Annotated in this window: 21 protein-coding genes and 1 pseudogene; 13 read left to right on the top strand and 9 right to left on the bottom strand. The window is 72.0% G+C overall.

The features are described from left to right. Positions 1–933 (top strand): formyl-CoA transferase (locus tag AB0F62_RS36495; RefSeq protein ID WP_361809671.1); only part of this gene is annotated, 933 nt, incomplete at its 5' end. Positions 934–1,242: 309 nt separating this feature from the next. After that, positions 1,243–2,634: an OFA family MFS transporter gene (locus AB0F62_RS36490; protein ID WP_361809669.1), complete on the top strand. Its 1,392-nt coding sequence runs from the start codon at positions 1,243–1,245 to the stop codon at positions 2,632–2,634. A 169-nt stretch (positions 2,635–2,803) separates the two neighbouring features. Here AB0F62_RS36490 and AB0F62_RS36485 read toward each other — a convergent pair whose 3' ends face one another. Continuing rightward, positions 2,804–3,121, bottom strand: a complete 318-nt coding sequence (locus AB0F62_RS36485; protein WP_361809667.1) for a chorismate mutase — start codon at positions 3,119–3,121, stop codon at positions 2,804–2,806. A 28-nt stretch (positions 3,122–3,149) separates the two neighbouring features. Next, a complete protein-coding gene (locus AB0F62_RS36480) occupies positions 3,150–3,788 on the bottom strand; it encodes a LysE family translocator (protein ID WP_361809665.1) in 639 nt (212 codons plus the stop codon). Between the two features lie 72 nt (positions 3,789–3,860). Between AB0F62_RS36480 and AB0F62_RS36475 the strand changes: the two genes are divergently transcribed. Further along, positions 3,861–4,376, top strand: coding sequence for a VOC family protein (locus tag AB0F62_RS36475; protein ID WP_361809663.1), 516 nt, complete (start codon positions 3,861–3,863; stop codon positions 4,374–4,376). Between the two features lie 21 nt (positions 4,377–4,397). On the opposite strand, the gene AB0F62_RS36470 is transcribed toward AB0F62_RS36475, so the two are convergent. Together AB0F62_RS36470 and AB0F62_RS36465 are read right to left on the bottom strand one after the other, a co-directional pair. Continuing rightward, positions 4,398–5,078 (bottom strand): GntR family transcriptional regulator, encoded by a 681-nt coding sequence (locus AB0F62_RS36470; RefSeq protein WP_361809661.1) that lies wholly within the window; start codon positions 5,076–5,078, stop codon positions 4,398–4,400. Between the two features lie 162 nt (positions 5,079–5,240). After that, a complete protein-coding gene (locus tag AB0F62_RS36465) occupies positions 5,241–6,182 on the bottom strand; it encodes a rhomboid family intramembrane serine protease (protein WP_361809659.1) in 942 nt (313 codons plus the stop codon). A gap of 288 nt (positions 6,183–6,470) precedes the next feature. Here AB0F62_RS36465 and AB0F62_RS36460 point away from each other — a divergent pair. The 4 genes and pseudogenes from AB0F62_RS36460 to AB0F62_RS36445 form a co-directional block, all read left to right on the top strand. After that, positions 6,471–6,569, top strand: a pseudogene (locus AB0F62_RS36460) (Fe-S-binding domain-containing protein); the annotation flags it as partial. Positions 6,570–6,574: 5 nt separating this feature from the next. After that, positions 6,575–7,426: a formate dehydrogenase accessory sulfurtransferase FdhD gene (gene fdhD / locus AB0F62_RS36455; protein ID WP_361809657.1), complete on the top strand. Its 852-nt coding sequence runs from the start codon at positions 6,575–6,577 to the stop codon at positions 7,424–7,426. A gap of 148 nt (positions 7,427–7,574) precedes the next feature. Beyond that, positions 7,575–8,165, top strand: a complete 591-nt coding sequence (locus tag AB0F62_RS36450; RefSeq protein ID WP_361809655.1) for a TetR/AcrR family transcriptional regulator — start codon at positions 7,575–7,577, stop codon at positions 8,163–8,165. Between the two features lie 2 nt (positions 8,166–8,167). Beyond that, on the top strand, positions 8,168–9,016 hold the full coding sequence (locus AB0F62_RS36445) for a thioesterase family protein (RefSeq protein ID WP_361809653.1): 849 nt from the start codon (positions 8,168–8,170) through the stop codon (positions 9,014–9,016). Positions 9,017–9,065: 49 nt separating this feature from the next. Here AB0F62_RS36445 and AB0F62_RS36440 read toward each other — a convergent pair whose 3' ends face one another. Together AB0F62_RS36440 and AB0F62_RS36435 are read right to left on the bottom strand one after the other, a co-directional pair. Beyond that, entirely contained in the window at positions 9,066–9,428 is a 363-nt protein-coding gene (locus AB0F62_RS36440) for a UBP-type zinc finger domain-containing protein (RefSeq protein ID WP_361809651.1), read from the bottom strand. A gap of 168 nt (positions 9,429–9,596) precedes the next feature. Further along, positions 9,597–10,718, bottom strand: a complete 1,122-nt coding sequence (locus AB0F62_RS36435; protein ID WP_361809649.1) for a hypothetical protein — start codon at positions 10,716–10,718, stop codon at positions 9,597–9,599. A gap of 239 nt (positions 10,719–10,957) precedes the next feature. On the opposite strand from AB0F62_RS36435, the gene AB0F62_RS36430 reads away from it, so the two are divergent. The 3 genes from AB0F62_RS36430 to AB0F62_RS36420 all read left to right on the top strand — a co-directional run bounded on the left by AB0F62_RS36430 (position 10,958) and on the right by AB0F62_RS36420 (position 13,987). Further along, a complete protein-coding gene (locus tag AB0F62_RS36430; RefSeq protein WP_361809647.1) occupies positions 10,958–13,189 on the top strand; it encodes a TIR domain-containing protein in 2,232 nt (743 codons plus the stop codon). Beyond that, entirely contained in the window at positions 13,099–13,533 is a 435-nt protein-coding gene (locus AB0F62_RS36425; protein ID WP_361809645.1) for a RyR domain-containing protein, read from the top strand. Before AB0F62_RS36430 ends, AB0F62_RS36425 begins: the two co-directional genes overlap by 91 nt. Before the next feature lie 103 nt (positions 13,534–13,636). Then, positions 13,637–13,987, top strand: a complete 351-nt coding sequence (locus tag AB0F62_RS36420; RefSeq protein ID WP_361809643.1) for a cupin domain-containing protein — start codon at positions 13,637–13,639, stop codon at positions 13,985–13,987. Positions 13,988–13,998: 11 nt separating this feature from the next. On the opposite strand, the gene AB0F62_RS36415 is transcribed toward AB0F62_RS36420, so the two are convergent. Together AB0F62_RS36415 and AB0F62_RS36410 are read right to left on the bottom strand one after the other, a co-directional pair. Beyond that, positions 13,999–14,592: a histidine phosphatase family protein gene (locus tag AB0F62_RS36415; protein ID WP_361809641.1), complete on the bottom strand. Its 594-nt coding sequence runs from the start codon at positions 14,590–14,592 to the stop codon at positions 13,999–14,001. Beyond that, positions 14,592–14,876: a hypothetical protein gene (locus AB0F62_RS36410; protein WP_361809639.1), complete on the bottom strand. Its 285-nt coding sequence runs from the start codon at positions 14,874–14,876 to the stop codon at positions 14,592–14,594. Before AB0F62_RS36410 ends, AB0F62_RS36415 begins: the two co-directional genes overlap by 1 nt. Positions 14,877–14,951: 75 nt before the next feature. Here AB0F62_RS36410 and AB0F62_RS36405 point away from each other — a divergent pair, with 75 nt between their 5' ends. From AB0F62_RS36405 to AB0F62_RS36395, 3 genes are read left to right on the top strand one after another with little or no spacing between them, the layout of a single operon-like run. After that, positions 14,952–15,185, top strand: a complete 234-nt coding sequence (locus AB0F62_RS36405; RefSeq protein WP_361809636.1) for a hypothetical protein — start codon at positions 14,952–14,954, stop codon at positions 15,183–15,185. After that, positions 15,182–16,036, top strand: coding sequence for an MBL fold metallo-hydrolase (locus tag AB0F62_RS36400; RefSeq protein WP_361809634.1), 855 nt, complete (start codon positions 15,182–15,184; stop codon positions 16,034–16,036). Before AB0F62_RS36405 ends, AB0F62_RS36400 begins: the two co-directional genes overlap by 4 nt. Before the next feature lie 30 nt (positions 16,037–16,066). Next, a complete protein-coding gene (locus tag AB0F62_RS36395) occupies positions 16,067–16,438 on the top strand; it encodes a hypothetical protein (protein ID WP_361809632.1) in 372 nt (123 codons plus the stop codon). Positions 16,439–16,464: 26 nt separating this feature from the next. On the opposite strand, the gene AB0F62_RS36390 is transcribed toward AB0F62_RS36395, so the two are convergent. Beyond that, on the bottom strand, positions 16,465–17,502 hold the full coding sequence (locus tag AB0F62_RS36390; RefSeq protein ID WP_361809630.1) for a bile acid:sodium symporter family protein: 1,038 nt from the start codon (positions 17,500–17,502) through the stop codon (positions 16,465–16,467). Positions 17,503–17,526: the final 24 nt, after the last annotated feature.

The following is a 17,526-nucleotide window of genomic DNA, read 5'->3' as shown; positions in this document are numbered from 1 at the left end:
GCGGTGGACCGGATGGGTTTCACCTGGGAGCGGATCCGGGAGATCAATCCGAGGATCGTGTACGCGTCGATCAAGGGGTTCGGGGAGGGCCCGTACACGGGGTTCAAGGCGTATGAGGTGGTGGCGCAGGCGATGGGCGGGTCGATGGCCACGACCGGGTTCGAGGGTGGTCCGCCGATGGCGACGGGTGCGCAGATCGGTGATTCGGGGACGGGGGTGCACGCGGTGGCGGGGATCTTGGCCGCGTTGTACCAGCGCACGCACACCGGTCGGGGGCAGCGGGTGCAGGTGGCGATGCAGCACGCGGTGCTGAATCTGTGCCGGGTCAAGCTGCGGGATCAGCAGCGGCTGGCGCACGGTCCGCTGGCGGAGTATCCGAACGAGGACTTCGGCGACGAGGTGCCGCGTTCGGGGAACGCCTCCGGTGGCGGGCAGCCCGGCTGGGCGGTCAAGTGCGCGCCGGGCGGCCCGAACGACTATGTGTACGTGATCGTGCAGCCGGTGGGCTGGGCCCCGCTGGCGGAGTTGATCGGGCACTGCGAGCTGGCCGACGATCCGGAGTGGGCCACGCCCGAGGCGCGGCTGCCCAAGCTCGCGAAGATGTTCCAGCTGATCGAGGAGTGGACGAGCACCCTGCCCAAGTGGGAGGTGCTGGAGCAGCTCAACGCGCACAACATCCCGTGCGGGCCGATCCTGTCCACCAAGGAGATCATCGAGGACGCCAGCCTGAAGGCGAACGAGATCGTCGTCGAGGTCGACCACCCCGAACGCGGCTCCTACGTCACCGTCGGCAGCCCCCTCAAACTCTCCGACTCCCCCGTCACCGTCGAACGATCCCCCCTCCTCGGCGAACACAACCACGACATCTACACCACCGAACTCGGCCTGTCCGCAGGGGAAGTGGCCGAGCTCCGGACGACCGGGGTGATCTGAGCGATGGCGGACGCACAGGGGCGCGAGGCCGTTCGGGGCGTGCCGGACGCGCGCGCCAGGGGCGGCGACACCACAGAGCAGCCGGCGGCGGCGCGGGGCGCCGCACGCCGGTGGGCCGGGGCGGCACAGCCGTCCCGACCGACGCACCACCCGTGACGGGGCGGTCCGCGCGCGAAGCGCGGACCCGGCCCGCCACGAAGCACGAAAAGAGCACGGGGGCCGTCGTGTTCGGTCTCCGCGGAGACCGACCGTGCCGGCCCAGGTCCAGGGGGCGCTGGCCAGACTCTTTCGAGGCAGGGGAATATGACAATGGCGTCAACGACAACGACGTCCCAACGACCCGTCACCTATCGAGAGGTGACCGACCACAACGGCCGGACGTACCGCATCGGTGAGACCGATGTGGACATCATGGGCCGGAAGCGCAAGTGGATGGTCATCCTGCCGTGGGTAGGCATGATGGGCATCAGCTCGGCGGAGTACGCGTTCGCGTCCGCCGAGGAGACACTGCACACCGCACATGCGTGGAGCAGTCTGCACATCTTCTGGATGCTCGGGGTCTGGGTGTTCTTCCAGGCCGCGGTGGCCTTCCCGGCCGGCAAGCTCCGCGAGTCCGGGAAACTGCCGGCGCGCTGGGCGATGATGTTCGGCGCCCTGGGCACCTTCCTGGGCTACCTGTCGCTGGCGTTCGCACCGCACGTCGTCGTCGCCTACATCGGCTTCGGCATGTTCAGCGGCATGGGCGCCGGCATGGTGTACGCGACCTGCGTCAACATGGTCGGCAAGTGGTACCCGGAGCGGAAGGGAGGCAAGACCGGCTTCGTCAACGGCGGTTTCGCCTATGGCTCGGTGCCCTTCGTCTTCCTCTTCACCGGCTACATGGACCTCACCAACTTCCGCTGGGTGCTGGTCTCGGTCGGCATCTTCCTCGCCGCGATGGTCGCGGCGGCGGGGTACTTCTTCAAGGACCCGCCGAAGAACTGGTGGCCCGCGGAGATCGACCCGCTCAAGGTGCCCGACGACCCGCGGACCCGGCGTGCCCTGGAGAAGAACCCGCCCGCCGTCCGGCAGTACACCCCCGCGGAGGCCTGGCGCACCGGCCGGGTGGCCCTGATGTGGTTCTGTCTGCTGTGCACGTCCGGCGTGAACATCTTCGGCATCGCCTTCCAGGTCGACATCGGCAAGGAGGCGGGCTTCGCCGGCGGGATCGTGGCCACGGCCATGTCGCTCAAGGCGATCGTCAACGGCACCGGCCGCGGCGTCATCGGCTGGCTGTCCGACCGGTACGGCCGCAAGCAGTGCCTGATCTTCGTCTGCCTCGTCCTCGGCCTGTCGCAGTACGGCATCCTGTGGTCGGCCGACATCAAGAACCTGCCGCTGTTCCTGATCTTCTCGTCCATCTCCGGATTCGGCGGCGGCGCGATCTTCCCGATGTTCGCGGCGATGACGGCCGACTACTTCGGTGAGAACAACAACGCGTCCAACTACGGGCTGGTCTACAGCTCCAAGCTGGTCTCGGGTCTGCTCGGCTCCGGCATGGGCGCCTACGTGGTCTCGCACTGGGGCCACAGCGGGGCGTTCACCCTCGCGGGATCCATCTCGCTGTTCGCCGGATTCATCGCGCTGTTCCTCACCCCGCCGGGACGTTCCCCGAAGGACATCGAGCCCAATCCGCAGCCCATCAGCAGGGAGGCGATCTGACGTGACGACGGGAGAACACCTGGGCGCGGGCGCGGCACCTCGAGCCGGACGTCCGGGTGTTGCTCCGGTCCGCCGTGACCTTCCCGGACGGCACCCCGGCCCTCCGGGGACCGTACCGGCATGACGTGGGCCTCAGCCGCGGAACCCCGCGGCTGAGGCCACGCCGTTGTCACCCGGAGCGGTCGGCGGCGATCGCCTTGTGGTGGCGGATGACCTCTTCGACGATGAACTTGAGGAACTTCTCCGCGAAGGCCGGGTCGAGGTGCGCCTCCTCGGCCATCCGGCGCAGCCGGGCGATCTGCTCCGCCTCGCGCTGCGTATCGGCGGGCGGCATGTTGTGCGCCGCCTTCAGCTCGCCCACCTGCTGCGTCGCCTTGAAGCGCTCCGCGAGGAGGTGCACCAGGGCCGCGTCCAGGTTGTCGATGCTGCCGCGCAGGTGGCGCAGCCGCGCCAGGGCGGCCGTGTCGTCCGCGTGTCCGTCGTCCATCCGCCCAGCCTATCCAGCGACGCGGTGATCAGTCGGTACGTCCCGTCGCGGCGACGGTCACGCCGAGGCCGATCATCGCGAGGCCGCCGGCGCCGCCCACCAGGGAGAGCCGGCGCGGTGACCGGGCGAACCAGGAACGGGCCGCGGAGGCGGCCAGACCCATGGTGCTGTCCGAGACGAGGGCGATGGCGTTGAAGATCAGGCCCAGCAGCAGCATCTGCACGGGCACGTGCCCGGCCGCGCGATCGACGAACTGCGGCAGCACCGCCGCGTAGAACACCATCGTCTTGGGGTTCGAGACCCCCACCACGAAGCCCTCGCCGAGCGTGCGCAGCGCGCCGTGCGCCGTCCCCGTCTCCCCGGCCGCCATGGTGAGCGCCCTGCGCTGCCGCAGCGCCTTGACGCCCAGATGGACCAGATAGGCGGCGCCGGCGAGCTTCAGGGCCGCGAAGAGCAGCGCGGAGCGCTCGACGACCGGGCCGACGCCGAGCGCGACGGCGGCCACGAGGACGTACGAGCCGAGCGTGTTGCCGGCGACCGAGGTCAGCGCGACACGGCGGCCGTGGGCGAGCGCACGGCCGATGACGAAGAGGACGCTGGGGCCGGGGATCACCACGAGCACCAGTGATACCAGGGCGAATGCCGCCAGTCGGTCGAAGGACACCATGGCCGGAGGCTAATCGGGTATATCTTCCGGCGCACCGCATTAATGCGCGGGCATGAGGAGGCGGGAGCGATCATGAGTCAGCCGCAGGGCGAGGAACTGAAGGCCGTACGGGCCCGGCGCGAGGAACTGCGCGAGCGGTATCTGCGGGAGCCCGCGGACCGCCCGGCCACGAGGGCGGCGGGGGTGCACCACGTGGCGTTCATCTGCCGCGACGTCGAGGAGACCATCCGCTTCTACCAGGAGTTCCTGGGCTTCCCTCTGGTGGAACTGGTGGAGAACCGGGACTACGCGGGGTCCAGCCACTTCTTCTTCGACATCGGTCACGACAACCTGCTGGGCTTCTTCGACTTCCCCGGCCACGAACACCCCGAGCAACACGAGACGATCGGCGGCCTGCAGCACCTGGCGCTGTCGGTGACCGGGGACCAGTTCACGGACGCGAAGCGCCGGCTGGACGAGGCCGGAGTGGAGTACCTGGGGCCGGACCGGGGGGTGGAGGACAGCCTCTACCTCCGCGACCCCAACGGGGTCAACGTGGAGCTGTACAACGAGCGGCTGGGCCACTTCGAGGGCAAGCCGCTGTTCTGAGCCGCCGGGGCGGGCCGGGGCTCAGCCCTTGTCGGGGCGCTGGTGGTACGAGGTCCTGGTGTGCTCGGTGTGGGCGCGCATGACCTGCTGCGCGCGGTCGCCGTCGCGTTCGGCGATGGCCGCGATCAGTTCGCGGTGCTCGGTCCAGGACTGCATGCCGCGCTGGCGGGCGACCGGCGTGTAGTACCAGCGCACGCGCCGCTCGACCTGCCGGGCGAGCTCGGCGAGCACCGCGTTCCCGGCCAGTTCCATCACGCAGGCGTGGAGGGCGGCGTTCGCCGCCACCACGGCGTCGACGTCGTCGGCCCGGACGGCGGCCTCGCCCGCCGTGCACAGCTCCTCCAGCCGCTCGATCCCCTTGGACGTGGCGTTGGCCGCGGCGAGGCGGGCCGCCTCCGTCTCCAGCAGGGCGCGGACGACCAGGAGTTGGTCGGCCTCCTCGTCGGTGGGCTCGTGGACGAAGGCCCCCTGGGCCGGGCGCAGATCCACCCATCCCTCGGTATTGAGCCGCTGCAGGGCCTCGCGGACGGGCTGGCGGGAGACCCCGAGGTGTCCGGCCAGCTCGGTCTCCACCAGATGCTGGCCGGGGGTCAGCGACCGGTTGATGATCAGCTCGAGCAGCGCCTCGTACACCTGCTCGCGCAGGGGTCCCGGACGCTGGAGTTTGGGCACGGATCCCTGCGACAGCCCGTTGGACAGCATCGAGGCCCCCAACCTTTCCCGGGGATGATTGGCTTTCGTCTACAGTCTACGCGCGCAGGCCCGGGGCGCGGACACCGCACCGAGGCGTGACGCTCTTCACATCCCGGGTCCGGCGGGGATCGCCGCGGCGGCGGCCGGCCGTCGGCACTCCCGTCTCCGGGTTCAGACGGCGCCCGTGAGCTGGGAGGTCTTCAGCACGACCAGGCTCACGAGCACCAGCAGCAGCGCGACCGCCCCGACGGCCTGCCAGAGGGCGCGGCGTCTGCCGGGCGCGTAGGCGAAGACCAGGCCGACCGCGCCGCCGGCGAGGAGTCCGCCGAGGTGGCCCTGCCACGAGGTGACGGCGGCGGAGACGGCCATCCAGACGAGAAGGCCGATGATGAGCTGCCGGCCGCCGAGGGGGTCGTAGTTGAGCCGCTTGCTGAAGACGAAGTACGCCGCGCCGAGGCCGAAGATCGCGCCGGAGGCGCCGACGGTGCTGCTGTGCGGGGCGATCAGGTACACCAGCACGGAGCCGCCGAGGGCGGACAGCAGATAGAGCGCGATGAAGCGGATCCGGCCCAACTGCGCCTCGACCACCCGGCCGAGGGTCCACAGCGAGTACATGTTGAGGAGGATGTGCAGGATCCCGAAGGTGCCCTGGCCGGGCGGCTGGTGGAGGAAGGCCGAGGTGATCAGCCGGTACCACTCGCCGTGGGCGATGCCGATCGCCTCGAAGCCGGGGTACACCGAGCCGTCGTACACGTACGCCATGCCGTCGGGGCCCACCAGCCCCTGCCCGAGCCCGTCGAAGCGGTCGACGATGTCGGAGCGGACCAACTCGCCCAGGTAAGCGAGGATGTTGAGGGCGATCAGGATCTGCGTGACCACGGGAGCGCCCGCGGTCGCCACCCGCCCGCCGAAGACGGTGCGCGCCTGGCGGATGCTCTTGTTGCCCTCCTTCACGCACTCCGGGCAGTGGTGGCCGACCGCCGCCTCGCGCATGCAGTCCGGGCAGATGTGCCGGTCGCAGCGGGTGCAGCGGACATACGTCTCGCGCTTGGGATGCCGGTAGCAGGTGGTGACCGGGGGCTGGGTGCCCGGGTCGGTGTCCGTGGTGCTCACGAGCGCGAATCCCCCATATGGCGTACGGGACAGTGGAGTCGCACGTTTGTACCCAGCACGCGCATGGCCCGTCAAACCGCTCCGGGGACGGCGCCGAGGCGGCCGGAGCCCGCGGGGCCGGCCGCCTTCTCGCGCCTTCTCGGACTCGCGTTTGGCCGCCATGGGGCCGTATCCCACCGTGTGCCCCTTCATTGACCGCCGTTCACCCTCCGGCCGCCCGCCACGCCGGCCGGCGGCCCCCTGCCCACCTCTTGACCTTTTCCAGACGAATACTGTAGACAATATTGGATCGTCACGGTGACCTCGCCGCACGTGGACCCGGTCACCCGTGGCAACCTCTGTATCAAGGGCCGACACGGCTTCCAGCACGTACAGAACCGGGACTGATCGACATGGGACGGGTCACCGAACGGCGTCGAGTACTGAGGATCAGGGACGGAGCGGTCGATCACCGGGCGGACACCCTGGTCGCCGAGGAGCCCCTGGAGATCCGGCTGAACGGCAAGCCACTGGCGATCACGATGCGCACCCCGGGCGACGACTTCGCCCTGGCGGCCGGCTTCCTGGTCAGCGAGGGCGTCCTCGGCGGCGCGGACGAACTGGCGAACATCGTGTACTGCGCGGGCGCGACCGTGGACGGCTCCAACACCTACAACGTCGTCGACGTGCGCCTCGCGCCCGGCGTCCCCGTCCCCGACATCACGCTGGAGCGCAACGTCTACACGACGTCCTCCTGCGGCCTGTGCGGCAAGGCCAGCCTCGACGCCGTCCGGACCACGGCGCGCTGGCCGATCGCCGACGCCTCACCGCTCCGGCTCGAGCCCGCACTGCTGTCCGCGCTCCCCGACCGGCTGCGCGCCGCGCAGCGGGTCTTCGACCGCACCGGGGGCCTGCACGCGGCCGCACTCTTCACGGAGGAGGGCGAACTGCTGGACGTCCGCGAGGACGTGGGCCGCCACAACGCCGTCGACAAACTCGTCGGCCGCGCGCTCCAGCAGGATCTGCTGCCGCTCGCCGGGAAGATCCTGATGGTCTCCGGCCGCGCCTCGTTCGAACTCGCCCAGAAGGCCGTGATGGCCGGCATCCCCGTCCTCGCCGCCGTCTCCGCCCCGTCCTCCCTCGCCGTCGACCTCGCCGCCGAGTCCGGTCTCACCCTCGTCGGCTTCCTCCGCGGCACCTCCATGAACGTGTACGCGGGCGAGGAGCGGATCGCCCTGCCGGCGCCGGTGGCCGGCGGGGTCTGATCCACCCCGGCGCGCGTACACGCGTGCGGGACCGGCCGGCGGGGTAGCGCCCCCTGCGCCGGCCGGCTCCCGCCGCCGACTGTGCCGTCCCCGCGTCCGCGAAGGCGGAGGTAGACAGTGTCCACCTCTCGGGTAGACACTGTCCACCATGACGACCGCACCCCGCGCGCGCCTGCTCGACGCCGCCCTCGCCGTCCTGGACGACGAGGGCGTCGAGGGGCTGACCCTGCGGGCCATCGCACGGCGGGCGAACGTGTCGCACGGGGCGCCGCTCAAGCACTTCCCGCACCGGGCGGCGCTGCTCTCGGCCGTGGCCACCGTGGGCTTCCGGGAACTCAACGCCCGCGCCGAGGCGGCCGTACGGGAGTGCCCCCCGGGAGCGTCGGCCGCCGCGCGGCTGCGGGCCGGGGCCGGCGGCTACGTGGCGTACGCGCTGGGGCGGCCCGCGATGTTCACCCTGATGTTCCGGCACGACCTGCTGGACCCCCGGGACAGGGAACTCGGCCGGGCCGGCCTGGCGGCCTTCGACGACCACCTCCTCGTACTGGTGCGCGCCGCGCAGGCCGAGGGCTGGCGGCCCGGGGCGGACACCCGGGCGCTCACCGGCGCCGTGTGGTCCGGACTGCACGGTGTGGCGCAGCTGTGGCTGTGGGGCTCGCTGGCCCTGGGCACCGGCGCCGCCTCCATCGACGACGCGCTCGACGCGCTGTTCACCTCGTTCGACCTCAAGGAACACTGACGATGCACGAGAAGTACGGATTCGACCGCGAGACGGCCGTCACGGCGCGTCCGGGCGAGCCCTCGGTCTACGACGCCGAGCTCCACGAGGGCTGGCAGATCGGCATGGGCGTCAACGGCGGGCTGCTGCTCGCCCTCGCCGGGCGGGCGCTGGGCGAGGAACTGGGCGGCGGCGGGCAGGGGCACCGGGATCCGTTCTCGATCAGCGCCTACTACCTGTCGACGTCCCGCCCCGGCCCGGTGACCGCCCGTACCGAGACGCTGCGCCGCGGCCGTACCGTCTCCACCGGCACGGTCTCCCTCGTGCAGGGCGGTGAGGAGCGGCTGCGCGCGATCGCCACCTACGGCGACCTGAACGGCCACGACCACGCGGGCGACGTGCGCACCTCGGCCACGCCCCCGCACATGCCGCCGCCGCAGGAGTGCGTCGGGACCGATGTGGCACCGCCGGAGTTCCTGAAGATATCCCCGATGCTGGAGCGCATCGAGCTGCGGCTGGACCCGGACACCGTCGGGTGGGCCGTCGGCGCGCCGTCCGGCCGGGGCATGGTGCAGGGCTGGCTGCGGATGCCCGACGGACGCGAGCCCGACCCGCTGTTGCTGCTGCTCGCCGTGGACAGCCTGCCGCCGGTCAGCTTCGACCTGGGCGTCCCGGGCTGGGCGCCGACCCTGGAGCTCACCGCCCACGTCCGGGCGAGGCCCGCGCCGGGGTGGCTGCGGCTGAAGCACTCCACCCGGAACTTCGCGGACGGATACATGGAGGAGGACGCCGAGGTCTGGGACTCGGCGGGCCGGCTGGTGGCGCAGTCCCGGCAGCTGGCACGGGTACGGCTGCCGGAGGGCGGCGCGTAGCTCCCGGGGATCGTGCGGTCCGGGGGCGTGCCGCGCCCGGACCGCGACGTCAGTGCAACCGCTCCTGCCAGTCCTCGGGGACCTTGCCCGCGGGACCCGGGCAGGGCTGGCTCTCCGGGCGGGAGTGCGGTGGCGTCAACGGGGGACCGTCGTAGTACTGCTCGGTCTCGACGTTCCAGTACCACTCCTCACCGGGCTCGTAGCTGGTGATGAACGGATGGCCCTCCTCGAGCGCGTGCCGTGTGGCGTGCTGGGAGGGCGAGGAGTCGCAGCAGCCGATGTGCCCGCACTGCGCGCAGCGGCGCAGGTGCAGCCACCAGCCCGGCCCCTGGCCGGCCCCGCAGTCGGCGCAGCCTTCGCCGCTCGGCTTGGACGTGGGATCGATGCCGGGGATCGTGACGCCGTCCGCCATGGTGGACCCGCCTCCTTGAGCACGTTCACGTTCTCCTGGCATGCTAACCGCCCCGCCGCGCCGCCACCGGGTGAGGCGGAACGGGCTCCTCGCGGCCTCGGGAACCGAGGTCGGGGCGGCGCCTACCGGTTCGCACGGCGGCTCAGCACGGTGCCCGGGTGCCGGTGGTCACCTCCGTGAGGCCTCCCCAGCGACCGGCGGGGACGCCCCGGGTGCCGGGACATCGGGGACCTGCGCGGCAGCGGGTCCCGCGGCGCCCGACCGGAGGCGTTCGAAGACGAGGTCGAAGGTGAACCCGGCCGTGAACCCGAGCGGGATGGTGAAGAAGAGCAGGCGCCGCACATCAAGGTCGTCGAGGAGGGTCGGCACGCTCAGCAGCTGGGAGGCGAAGTAGAGCAGGACGGACACCAGGCCGGCGCCCAGCCCCCGCACCGCGGCACGCCCCCAGCGGGCGTCGCTGCCGAACGAGTTGCGGATGATCGCCCCGGCGGCGGACGCAGCCAGAGGAGCGCCCACCAGGACCAGCAGATCCCGGGTCCGGGCCTGCTGTGATGGCCCCGCCGTCACGAGCGCGGCCACGGAGCCGAGCATGCAGACGGCCGCCACGGCGAGACCCCTCATCGATCGCAGGGCGGCCGAGCGCTGCCCGCGCTCGGTCTCCTCCAGGTTCCGCAGCTTGCGCTCCCGCTGCTCGAGCAGACAGGCCACCAGGCGGCCGGCGGACTCCGACGACCAGTTGTCGCCCATGAGGCGGATCCCCGAGTCGTCCGCGTCGTTGCGGACCTTGTCGAACTGGACCCAGACCTGGCCGGCCCCGCCCCCGAAGGCGGCCACCGGCACGAGCGGCAGGCGCTGCGAGAGGGCGACGATGCCGGCGACCCGGGTGTTCTGCCCGCCTCCCATCATCAGGACGCCGTCACAGGTCAGCAGCGTGCGGTAGAAGGCCACCTCCCACTCGCCACTCGTGTCGCGGTGGATCTCCATGCTCAGGTGGGCGTCGGGGAAGAGCCCGAAGTCCACGTCGAGATGGCGCGGAGGGTAGGCGGCGACACGGCCGGGCTCGGCGCCCGTGCTGGCTTCCGCGTAGCCCTTCACCACGTCGGTCTCGATGTACTCCGGGCTGCTGGAGAAGACGGCCAGGTCACAGCCGGCCCTGGCCAGTTCCCTGCCCAGTTGGCGGCATGCCTCGGGAGCGAGATGGGTGGCGGTCAGCGGTGGCGAGAGAGTACGACCTGGGTCGGCACTGCCGATGACGGCTATGAGCGGACGCGGTGAGCGCGACGAAGGCATGGGCCAGTCTAGCCAGTTGGCCCAAGGCGACGTCGATGGGTTCCGTGGGGTTTCGACTGGTTGCCTGGGATGCGGGGTGTAGTCCGGGGCAGGAGGGGGGATGGGTGAGCACACGGCGTGGGCCGACGGCCGGGTGGGGCCCTGAAGCCGCGGACCCGCCCACCGCACCACCGCCATACAGTCCGGACGCCGCGGAGGGGCGGGGTCCGCTCGGGCGGGTGGGGCCGGGGGGAGGAACGATGGCTGGCGGCAATCGCATACCGGCCTATTTCAGCCACAGCTACTGGGCAGAGGACCGGGAGCTGAACGAGTATTTCTGGAAACTCTTCTGGGACGAGGGGTTCACCTTCGCGGTCGATCCCAAGACCAATCCCCTGTCACCCACCCACCTTGAGCTGATGATGCAGCAGAGCGCCTGCCTGGTCGGTGTCGTGACCCACCGCGAGGAGGAACGCCGCTACCGCACCTCGCCCTTCATGGTGCACGAACACGATCTGGCGCTCCAGGCCAAGAAGCCCCGGCTGGTGTTCATGGAACAAGGAGTGTCGGCGGGCTTCTTTCCCGTGACGGACGAGCAGCGCCTCGTCTTCAACCGCAGGCGGCTGCCGGACGCGGACCTGCTGCGGCCGGCGATCGCACGGCTGGCCGGCCGCAGCGGACCCGAGAGCCGGGCGGCGAAGGGGCTGCTCGGCAGAGTGGGGCTGATCCTGCCCGACGACCCCGCCTACCGCGCCGCCGAGCCGCACATCCGGGGTGCGGTCGAGGACGTCGGATACGCCGCCAGAACGATCCGTCTGGGCTTCCGGGACCCGTTCGAGTTCATGCTCGCGGTCGACGAGTGCGACTTCATCGTCATCGACGTCGCCTCCCCCGACTCCGTGCCCTGGGTGTTCCCGCTGCTGTACGGCCGTTTCGTACCGACGCTCAAACTCGTCCACCATCCGCCGGACGGCCGTTACGAACCGGGGCCGTCCCCGCTGCTGAGCGGCGCCGCGCTGAGGGCCGCCGAGCAGGCGGACCACATCGCGCTGTACTGGAGCAGCCCGGAGGACCTGCGCGAGCGGCTGCACGCGCAGGTCGCCCGGTTCCACCTGCCGCGGCTGGAGTTCGAGACCTACGAGGAGGGCCTCGGGTACTTCCGCAGCCTGGGGCGCGCGGACGGCAGCGTCTTCCTCAGCAACGCCTCCGCCGACAACGCCCTGGCGCAGCGCGTGGGCCGCTCCCTGGAGCTGCACAACCTCTCGTACTTCCACTACCTGCGCCGGAACACCATCGAACTCGGCGCGGACTGGCGCAGCCAGCTGTACGCGAACGTGGCCGCGTGCCGCGTGTTCGTACCGCTCATCAGCCGCCACTACTGGGAGAGCGAGTACTGCAGGGAGGAGTACCTCATCGCCGAACGCCTGCGCGCCGACGGCCGCCTGGTCATCCTGCCCTACTTCCTCGAGACCGGCGTGGCTCAGCAGATCAGTTTCCAGGGGCGCTACATGGGCTCCCTCGACCAGGACGAACAGGTCCGCCTCATCAGTGGTGACGTGGACCGTGAGTTCGTGCAGCGCCGCAAGCTGGAGGAGCGCGCGGCCGTGCGGGCCGGGTCACCCGCGGCAGCCCTGCCCGCGGCGTCGCCCGCGCGGCCTGCCGACATCGCGATCGTCACCCTCCTGCCCGAGGTCCACGAAGCGCTGCGCAGGCACCTGGAGGCTTCCGGCTCCCTCACCGAGCCCGTCAAGCACGGCTCGGGATGCGAGTGGATCCGTGCCGGCGTCCAGGCGGTCGGTCGCAGCAGCGCCTACGAGGTGGTGGTGACACAACCCTGCGAGGGTCCGGACGGGGTGGGAACCGCGGTCGCCGCCACTATCGAGGAGTACAAGCCGGAGACGGTGGTGTTCGTCGGGGTCTGCTGCGCCGTCGTCCCGGATCTCGCCCCCGGCGACGTGGTGATCTCCGATCGTGTGCACGGCTACGCCTACGACGAACTCGAGCAGGCGGGCCTGCCGCGACCCGACAGAAACCACCTCGCCCACGAGGGGGTGGCGGCGCTGGGCGAGAGCATGCGCCTCAACTACGCCTACTGGGCGGAGAAGGCGTACGAGCGACCGCCCGTCGCCTCGCCGAACGGAGGCTCTCGCGTCGCGGTGGGCCCCGTCGCGTCCGGAGACGTGGCGACGGCGGGCACCGGCGACCCGGCGTTGCGGCCGGTACTCGCCGCCTGCCCCGGGCTCGCGGCCGTGGAGCTCGGGGGCTCGAACGTGGCGAGCGCGATCACCCAGGTCCGCAGGGCCGGCCGGACCCATGTGCCGTTCTCGATGGTGTGCGGAGTGGCGGGCACCGCCACCGAAGGCATCTCGCCGCACTCGGCCCGGCCCGAGCTGGAGAGAGCGTGGAAGGCGTACGCAGCCGACGCCGCCGCCACCCTGGTCGTGGAAGCGATCCGGTTGGCCTGGCCCAGTCCGCCCAGGAGGGCCCGCTGAAGGATCGCGCCGGGCGCCGAGCCTGGACGCCGCCGCCCGTGCGGACCGAGGACGTCAAAGTGCCCGAGAGCCTGTACGCCCTGATCGAGGTCCTCGCGGAGAACGCGCACGACAACTGGGCCCGGCAACGCCTCTCGGAGGGTTGGCGCTTCGGCCGTCGGCGAAGCGACCGGAAGCGGACCCATCCCCTGCTGGTCCCCTACGGGGAACTGAGCCACGAGGAGCAGCAGGCCGACCGCCTGCTCGCGCTGGAGACCGTAAAACTCATCCTGCTGTACGGCTACGCGCTGCAGGAACCGCAGACCGCGCCCCTGGATCCGGACGACACCTCGGCCGAACGCTGAGTCGGGACCGTCGGGCGCGGGACCGGCCTACCAGGACGGCCGGAGCGGGCCGCCGCCGGGGGCCGGCCGTCCCCGGTCCGCGGAGAGCACGCGCAGCCGGGCCGTGCCGAGGAGGTCGGCCCAGGGGCGCACCGCCTCGGCGGCGGCCCGCACCGGCACCGGCAGCACGGAACTGTGCGCGTGGCGCGGTGAGGTGCCCGCCGGGACCACCGGCCCGGCGCACACCATCAGCCGCGAGGAGGTCTTCCTGGTCCTGTACGGCACACCGCGGCTGACCCTCGACGGCGAGGCGTACGACCTGTCCCCCGGCGACGTCGCCACCGCGCCCGCCGGCTCCTCCCTCGCCCTGGGGAACCCGGGCCGCGAGCCCGCCGCCGTGTGGGTGACCACCGGGGTCGGCCTGGAGGCGGTGCTCGCCGGCGGGTCGCGGTTCAGCCCGCCGTGGGCGCGCTGAACCGCAGCCCGTCACTGCAGGTGCGCGGTGTCGTTCCAGAGGGTGATCGCGGGGTCGCCGTACTCCCAGCCCAGCACCGACAGCGAGGCCGGGGCCAGGCTCAGGACCATGCCGCGCATGGGGTCGAGCCGCAGCCAGCGGGCGGCCAGCGTGCGCAGGAAGTGCCCGTGGGCGAAGACGACCGCGTCGCTGTCCTGCTCCTTGACCCAGGCCACCACCTCGTCGGCGCGGTTGGCGACCTGCCACGAGGTCTCCCCGCCGATGACGCCGTCGCGCCAGATCACCCAGCCGGGCCGCTCCTCCCTGATCTCCGGCGAGGTACGGCCCTCGTACTCGCCGTAGTCCCACTCCCGCAGCGCGTCCCAGGTCTCCGCCCGGTCGCCGAACCCGGCGAGTTCGCAGGTCTCACGGGCCCGCTGGAGGGGGCTGGTGCGGACCCGGGCGCCGGGGAAGTCGTGCCAGGGCGCGCGGGCGAGGCGCTTGCCCAGCAGTTGAGCCGCCTCCCGGCCCTCCTCGGTGAGCGGGATGTCGGTCCGCCCGGTGTGCTGGCCGCTCTTGGACCACTCGGTCTCACCGTGCCGCACGAGCACGAGGCGCGGAGCCATCAGGAAGCCACCTCCTTGTGGACGGCCTCGATGTCGTTGCCGTCGGGATCGCTGTCGAATGGGCGGTACGCGCGGTGCCCGGGCCGGTGCCGGGCGGCGTACCGCGGGGTGGAGGGGGTGTCGTGGTGCGGGTGCCGGTACCCCACGACGCCGTGGACCTCGTACCCGACGCCGGTGCGCGGCGGCTTCAACGCCGCGGTGCGGTAGGCCCGGCCGGCGTCGTGATCCGAGGCGAGGACGCCGATATGGTGGATGAACGTCGCCACCGTTGCCTCTGAGGTCACGTGGACAGTGTCCCTCCCCTCCGGTGGGACGCACAAAACGATGCCCGCGCCGCGCGGCGGGGCGGAGCAGGGACGATGACCAGGCTCACCAGCACCTCCACAGCCGGCCGCGGACTCTCCGGGGCCGCCGTCGGCGGCTCCCGCGCCTGCCGCGGGGCCACCACGGCGGCGGCGGGCGCCCGGGCCGGCCGGATCGTCAGGGGCGCCGCCGTGCGCCATTCCATCGCGGGCCCTTGCACCGGGCCGTACGCCACCGCCGCCGGCCGCTCCGGCCGGCGCCACGACTTCCCGCAGGAGAAGACGCCATGAACGCATCCGCCCCTCGGGCGCCGGAGCCGCTCGACGTGCGCTGGATCCACGGGTCGCCCTCGGCCAAGCACAACACCGACCCCGACATCCAGGTGTTCGAGTACGACGAGCGCACGTTCATCCTGCGGCAGAACAAGGCGGTCCACTACGAGGCCCCGTTCCTCTTCCTCCTCTTCGGCGACGACCGGGCGGTGCTCCTGGACACCGGGGCCACGCGCGAGGAGGAGTTCTTCCCGCTGCGGCGGGTCGTGGACGAGCTGTTCGAGCTGCGTCCGCCCGCCCTGCAGAAGCAGGGGTACGAGCTGCTGGTGCTGCACACCCACGCCCACGGCGACCACGTCGCGGGCGACGCGCAGTTCGCCGGCCGCCCGGACACCGTCGTCGTACCGGCGGACCGCGACAGCGCCTGGGACTTCCTCGGCTTCACGGCGGACCCCGACCGCGTGGCCCGTCTCGACCTCGGCGGCAGGGTCCTGGAGTGCCTCGCCACCCCCGGGCACCACGCCGCGGCCGTCACCTACTACGACCCCGCGACCGGCTTCCTGCTGACCGGCGACACCGTCTACCCGGGCCGGCTGTACGTGGAGGACTGGGCCGCCTTCGGCCGCACCGTCGACCGGCTGATCGCGTTCGCCGAGGCACGGCCGGTCACCCATGTCCTGGGCTGCCACATCGAGATGACCCGCGAGCCCGGCGTGGACTACCCGATCCGCACCGTCCACCAGCCCGACGAACCGCCGCTGGAGATGACCGTGGCCCAGCTCCGCGAGATCCGGCGGGCGATCGGGGAGATCGGCGACCGGCCCGGGCGGCACCCCTACCCCGGATTCGTCATCTGCCGCGAGGACTGACCCCGGTCGAACGTACGGCAGCATGTGCGGGTGTTCGCACTCGCCGTCGCGCTGACCGTCCTCCTGCTGCCGGAGGCCGTCCCCTCGGCGATCGCCCAGCCGACCCGTGCCCGGCCGGGGTTGGCGCGGCTCGACGAGCTGACCCGGCTCGGGGTGCTCCAGGGGCGGCGCCTGTGGGTGCCCACCCTGCTCGGGACACTGCACACGCTCGGCGCTGTCGCGGTCATCGCCGGGCTGTGGCGCCGGGCGCCGGGCGCCGCCGGTGCCGCGCTCGAAGCCGGGATCTTCGGCTGGGTGCTCCTCCGTCAGCTGCGCGCCGGGGACCGGGGGCGGGCACTGACCGCGTACACGCTGTTCCTGGCGATGGCGCTCGCGGTCCTCACGGTCGACGCGGTGCGCTGAACGGGCTCCCGCGGAGGCCGGACGGCTCAGCTCCTGGCGGACACTGCCTCCCGCGCCCGCACGGCGGGCCGCGTCGCACCGGCCGGCTCCGCGGCCTCCGCCCGGCGGGCCCACCGCTTGGCGAGGACCGCGCACACCATCAGCTGCATCTGGTGGAAGAGCATCAGCGGCAGCACCATCAGCCCGGCCTGGGCCCCGAAGAGCACGGAGGCCATGGGCAGTCCGGCCGCCAGGCTCTTCTTCGACCCGGCGAAGACGACGGTCACCCGGTCCTCACGGGGGAAGCCGAGCCTGCGCGAGCCGTACGAGGTGATGCCGAGCATCGCGGCCAGCAGCAGGGCCTCGGCCAGCAGCAGCCCGAGCAGGCGCAGCGGCGTGACCTGGTGCCAGATGCCGCGCACCACGCCCTCGCTGAACGCGGCGTAGACGACCAGCAGGATCGAGCCCCGGTCGACCAGGCCCAGCACCTTCTTGTGGTCGGTGACGAAGCCGCCGATCCAGCGCCGCAGCAGCTGGCCCGCCACGAAGGGCGCCAGCAGCTGCAGCACGATGCCGAGCACCGCGTCCGCCGAGAAGCCGGCCGCGCCGCCCCCGAGCAGCAGCGCGGCCAGTAGTGGGGTGAGGACGAGCCCGGCGAGACTGGAGAAGGAGCCGGCGCAGATGGCCGCCGCCACGTTGCCGCGGGCGACCGAGGTGAAGGCGATCGAGGACTGGATGGTCGAGGGCACCAGGCACAGGAAGAGCAGCCCGGTGCGGAGCTCGGGCGTCAGGAGGTACGGAACCAGTGCGCCCGAGGCCAGGCCCAGCAGCGGGAAGACGACGAAGGTCGACCCCAGGACGGTGAGGTGGAGCCGCCAGTGGCGCAGTCCCTCCATCGCCTCCCGGGTGGACAGGCGCACGCCGTAGAGGAAGAACAGCAGGGCCACCGCCGCCGTGGACGCGCCACCCGCGACATGGGCGCCCGTGCCCCGGGCGGGCAGCAGCGCCGCGAGGAGCACGGTGCCGAGCAGCGCCGCGATGTACGGGTCCACAGGGATCCAGGACGGGTAACGCAGGCGGCGCATGGGCTTCCTCATCGGTGCTGGACG

Source organism: Streptomyces sp. NPDC026673 (genome assembly GCF_040638135.1).
GTDB lineage: Bacteria > Actinomycetota > Actinomycetes > Streptomycetales > Streptomycetaceae > Actinacidiphila.
This window is presented reverse-complemented; position numbering and strand designations above follow the sequence as displayed.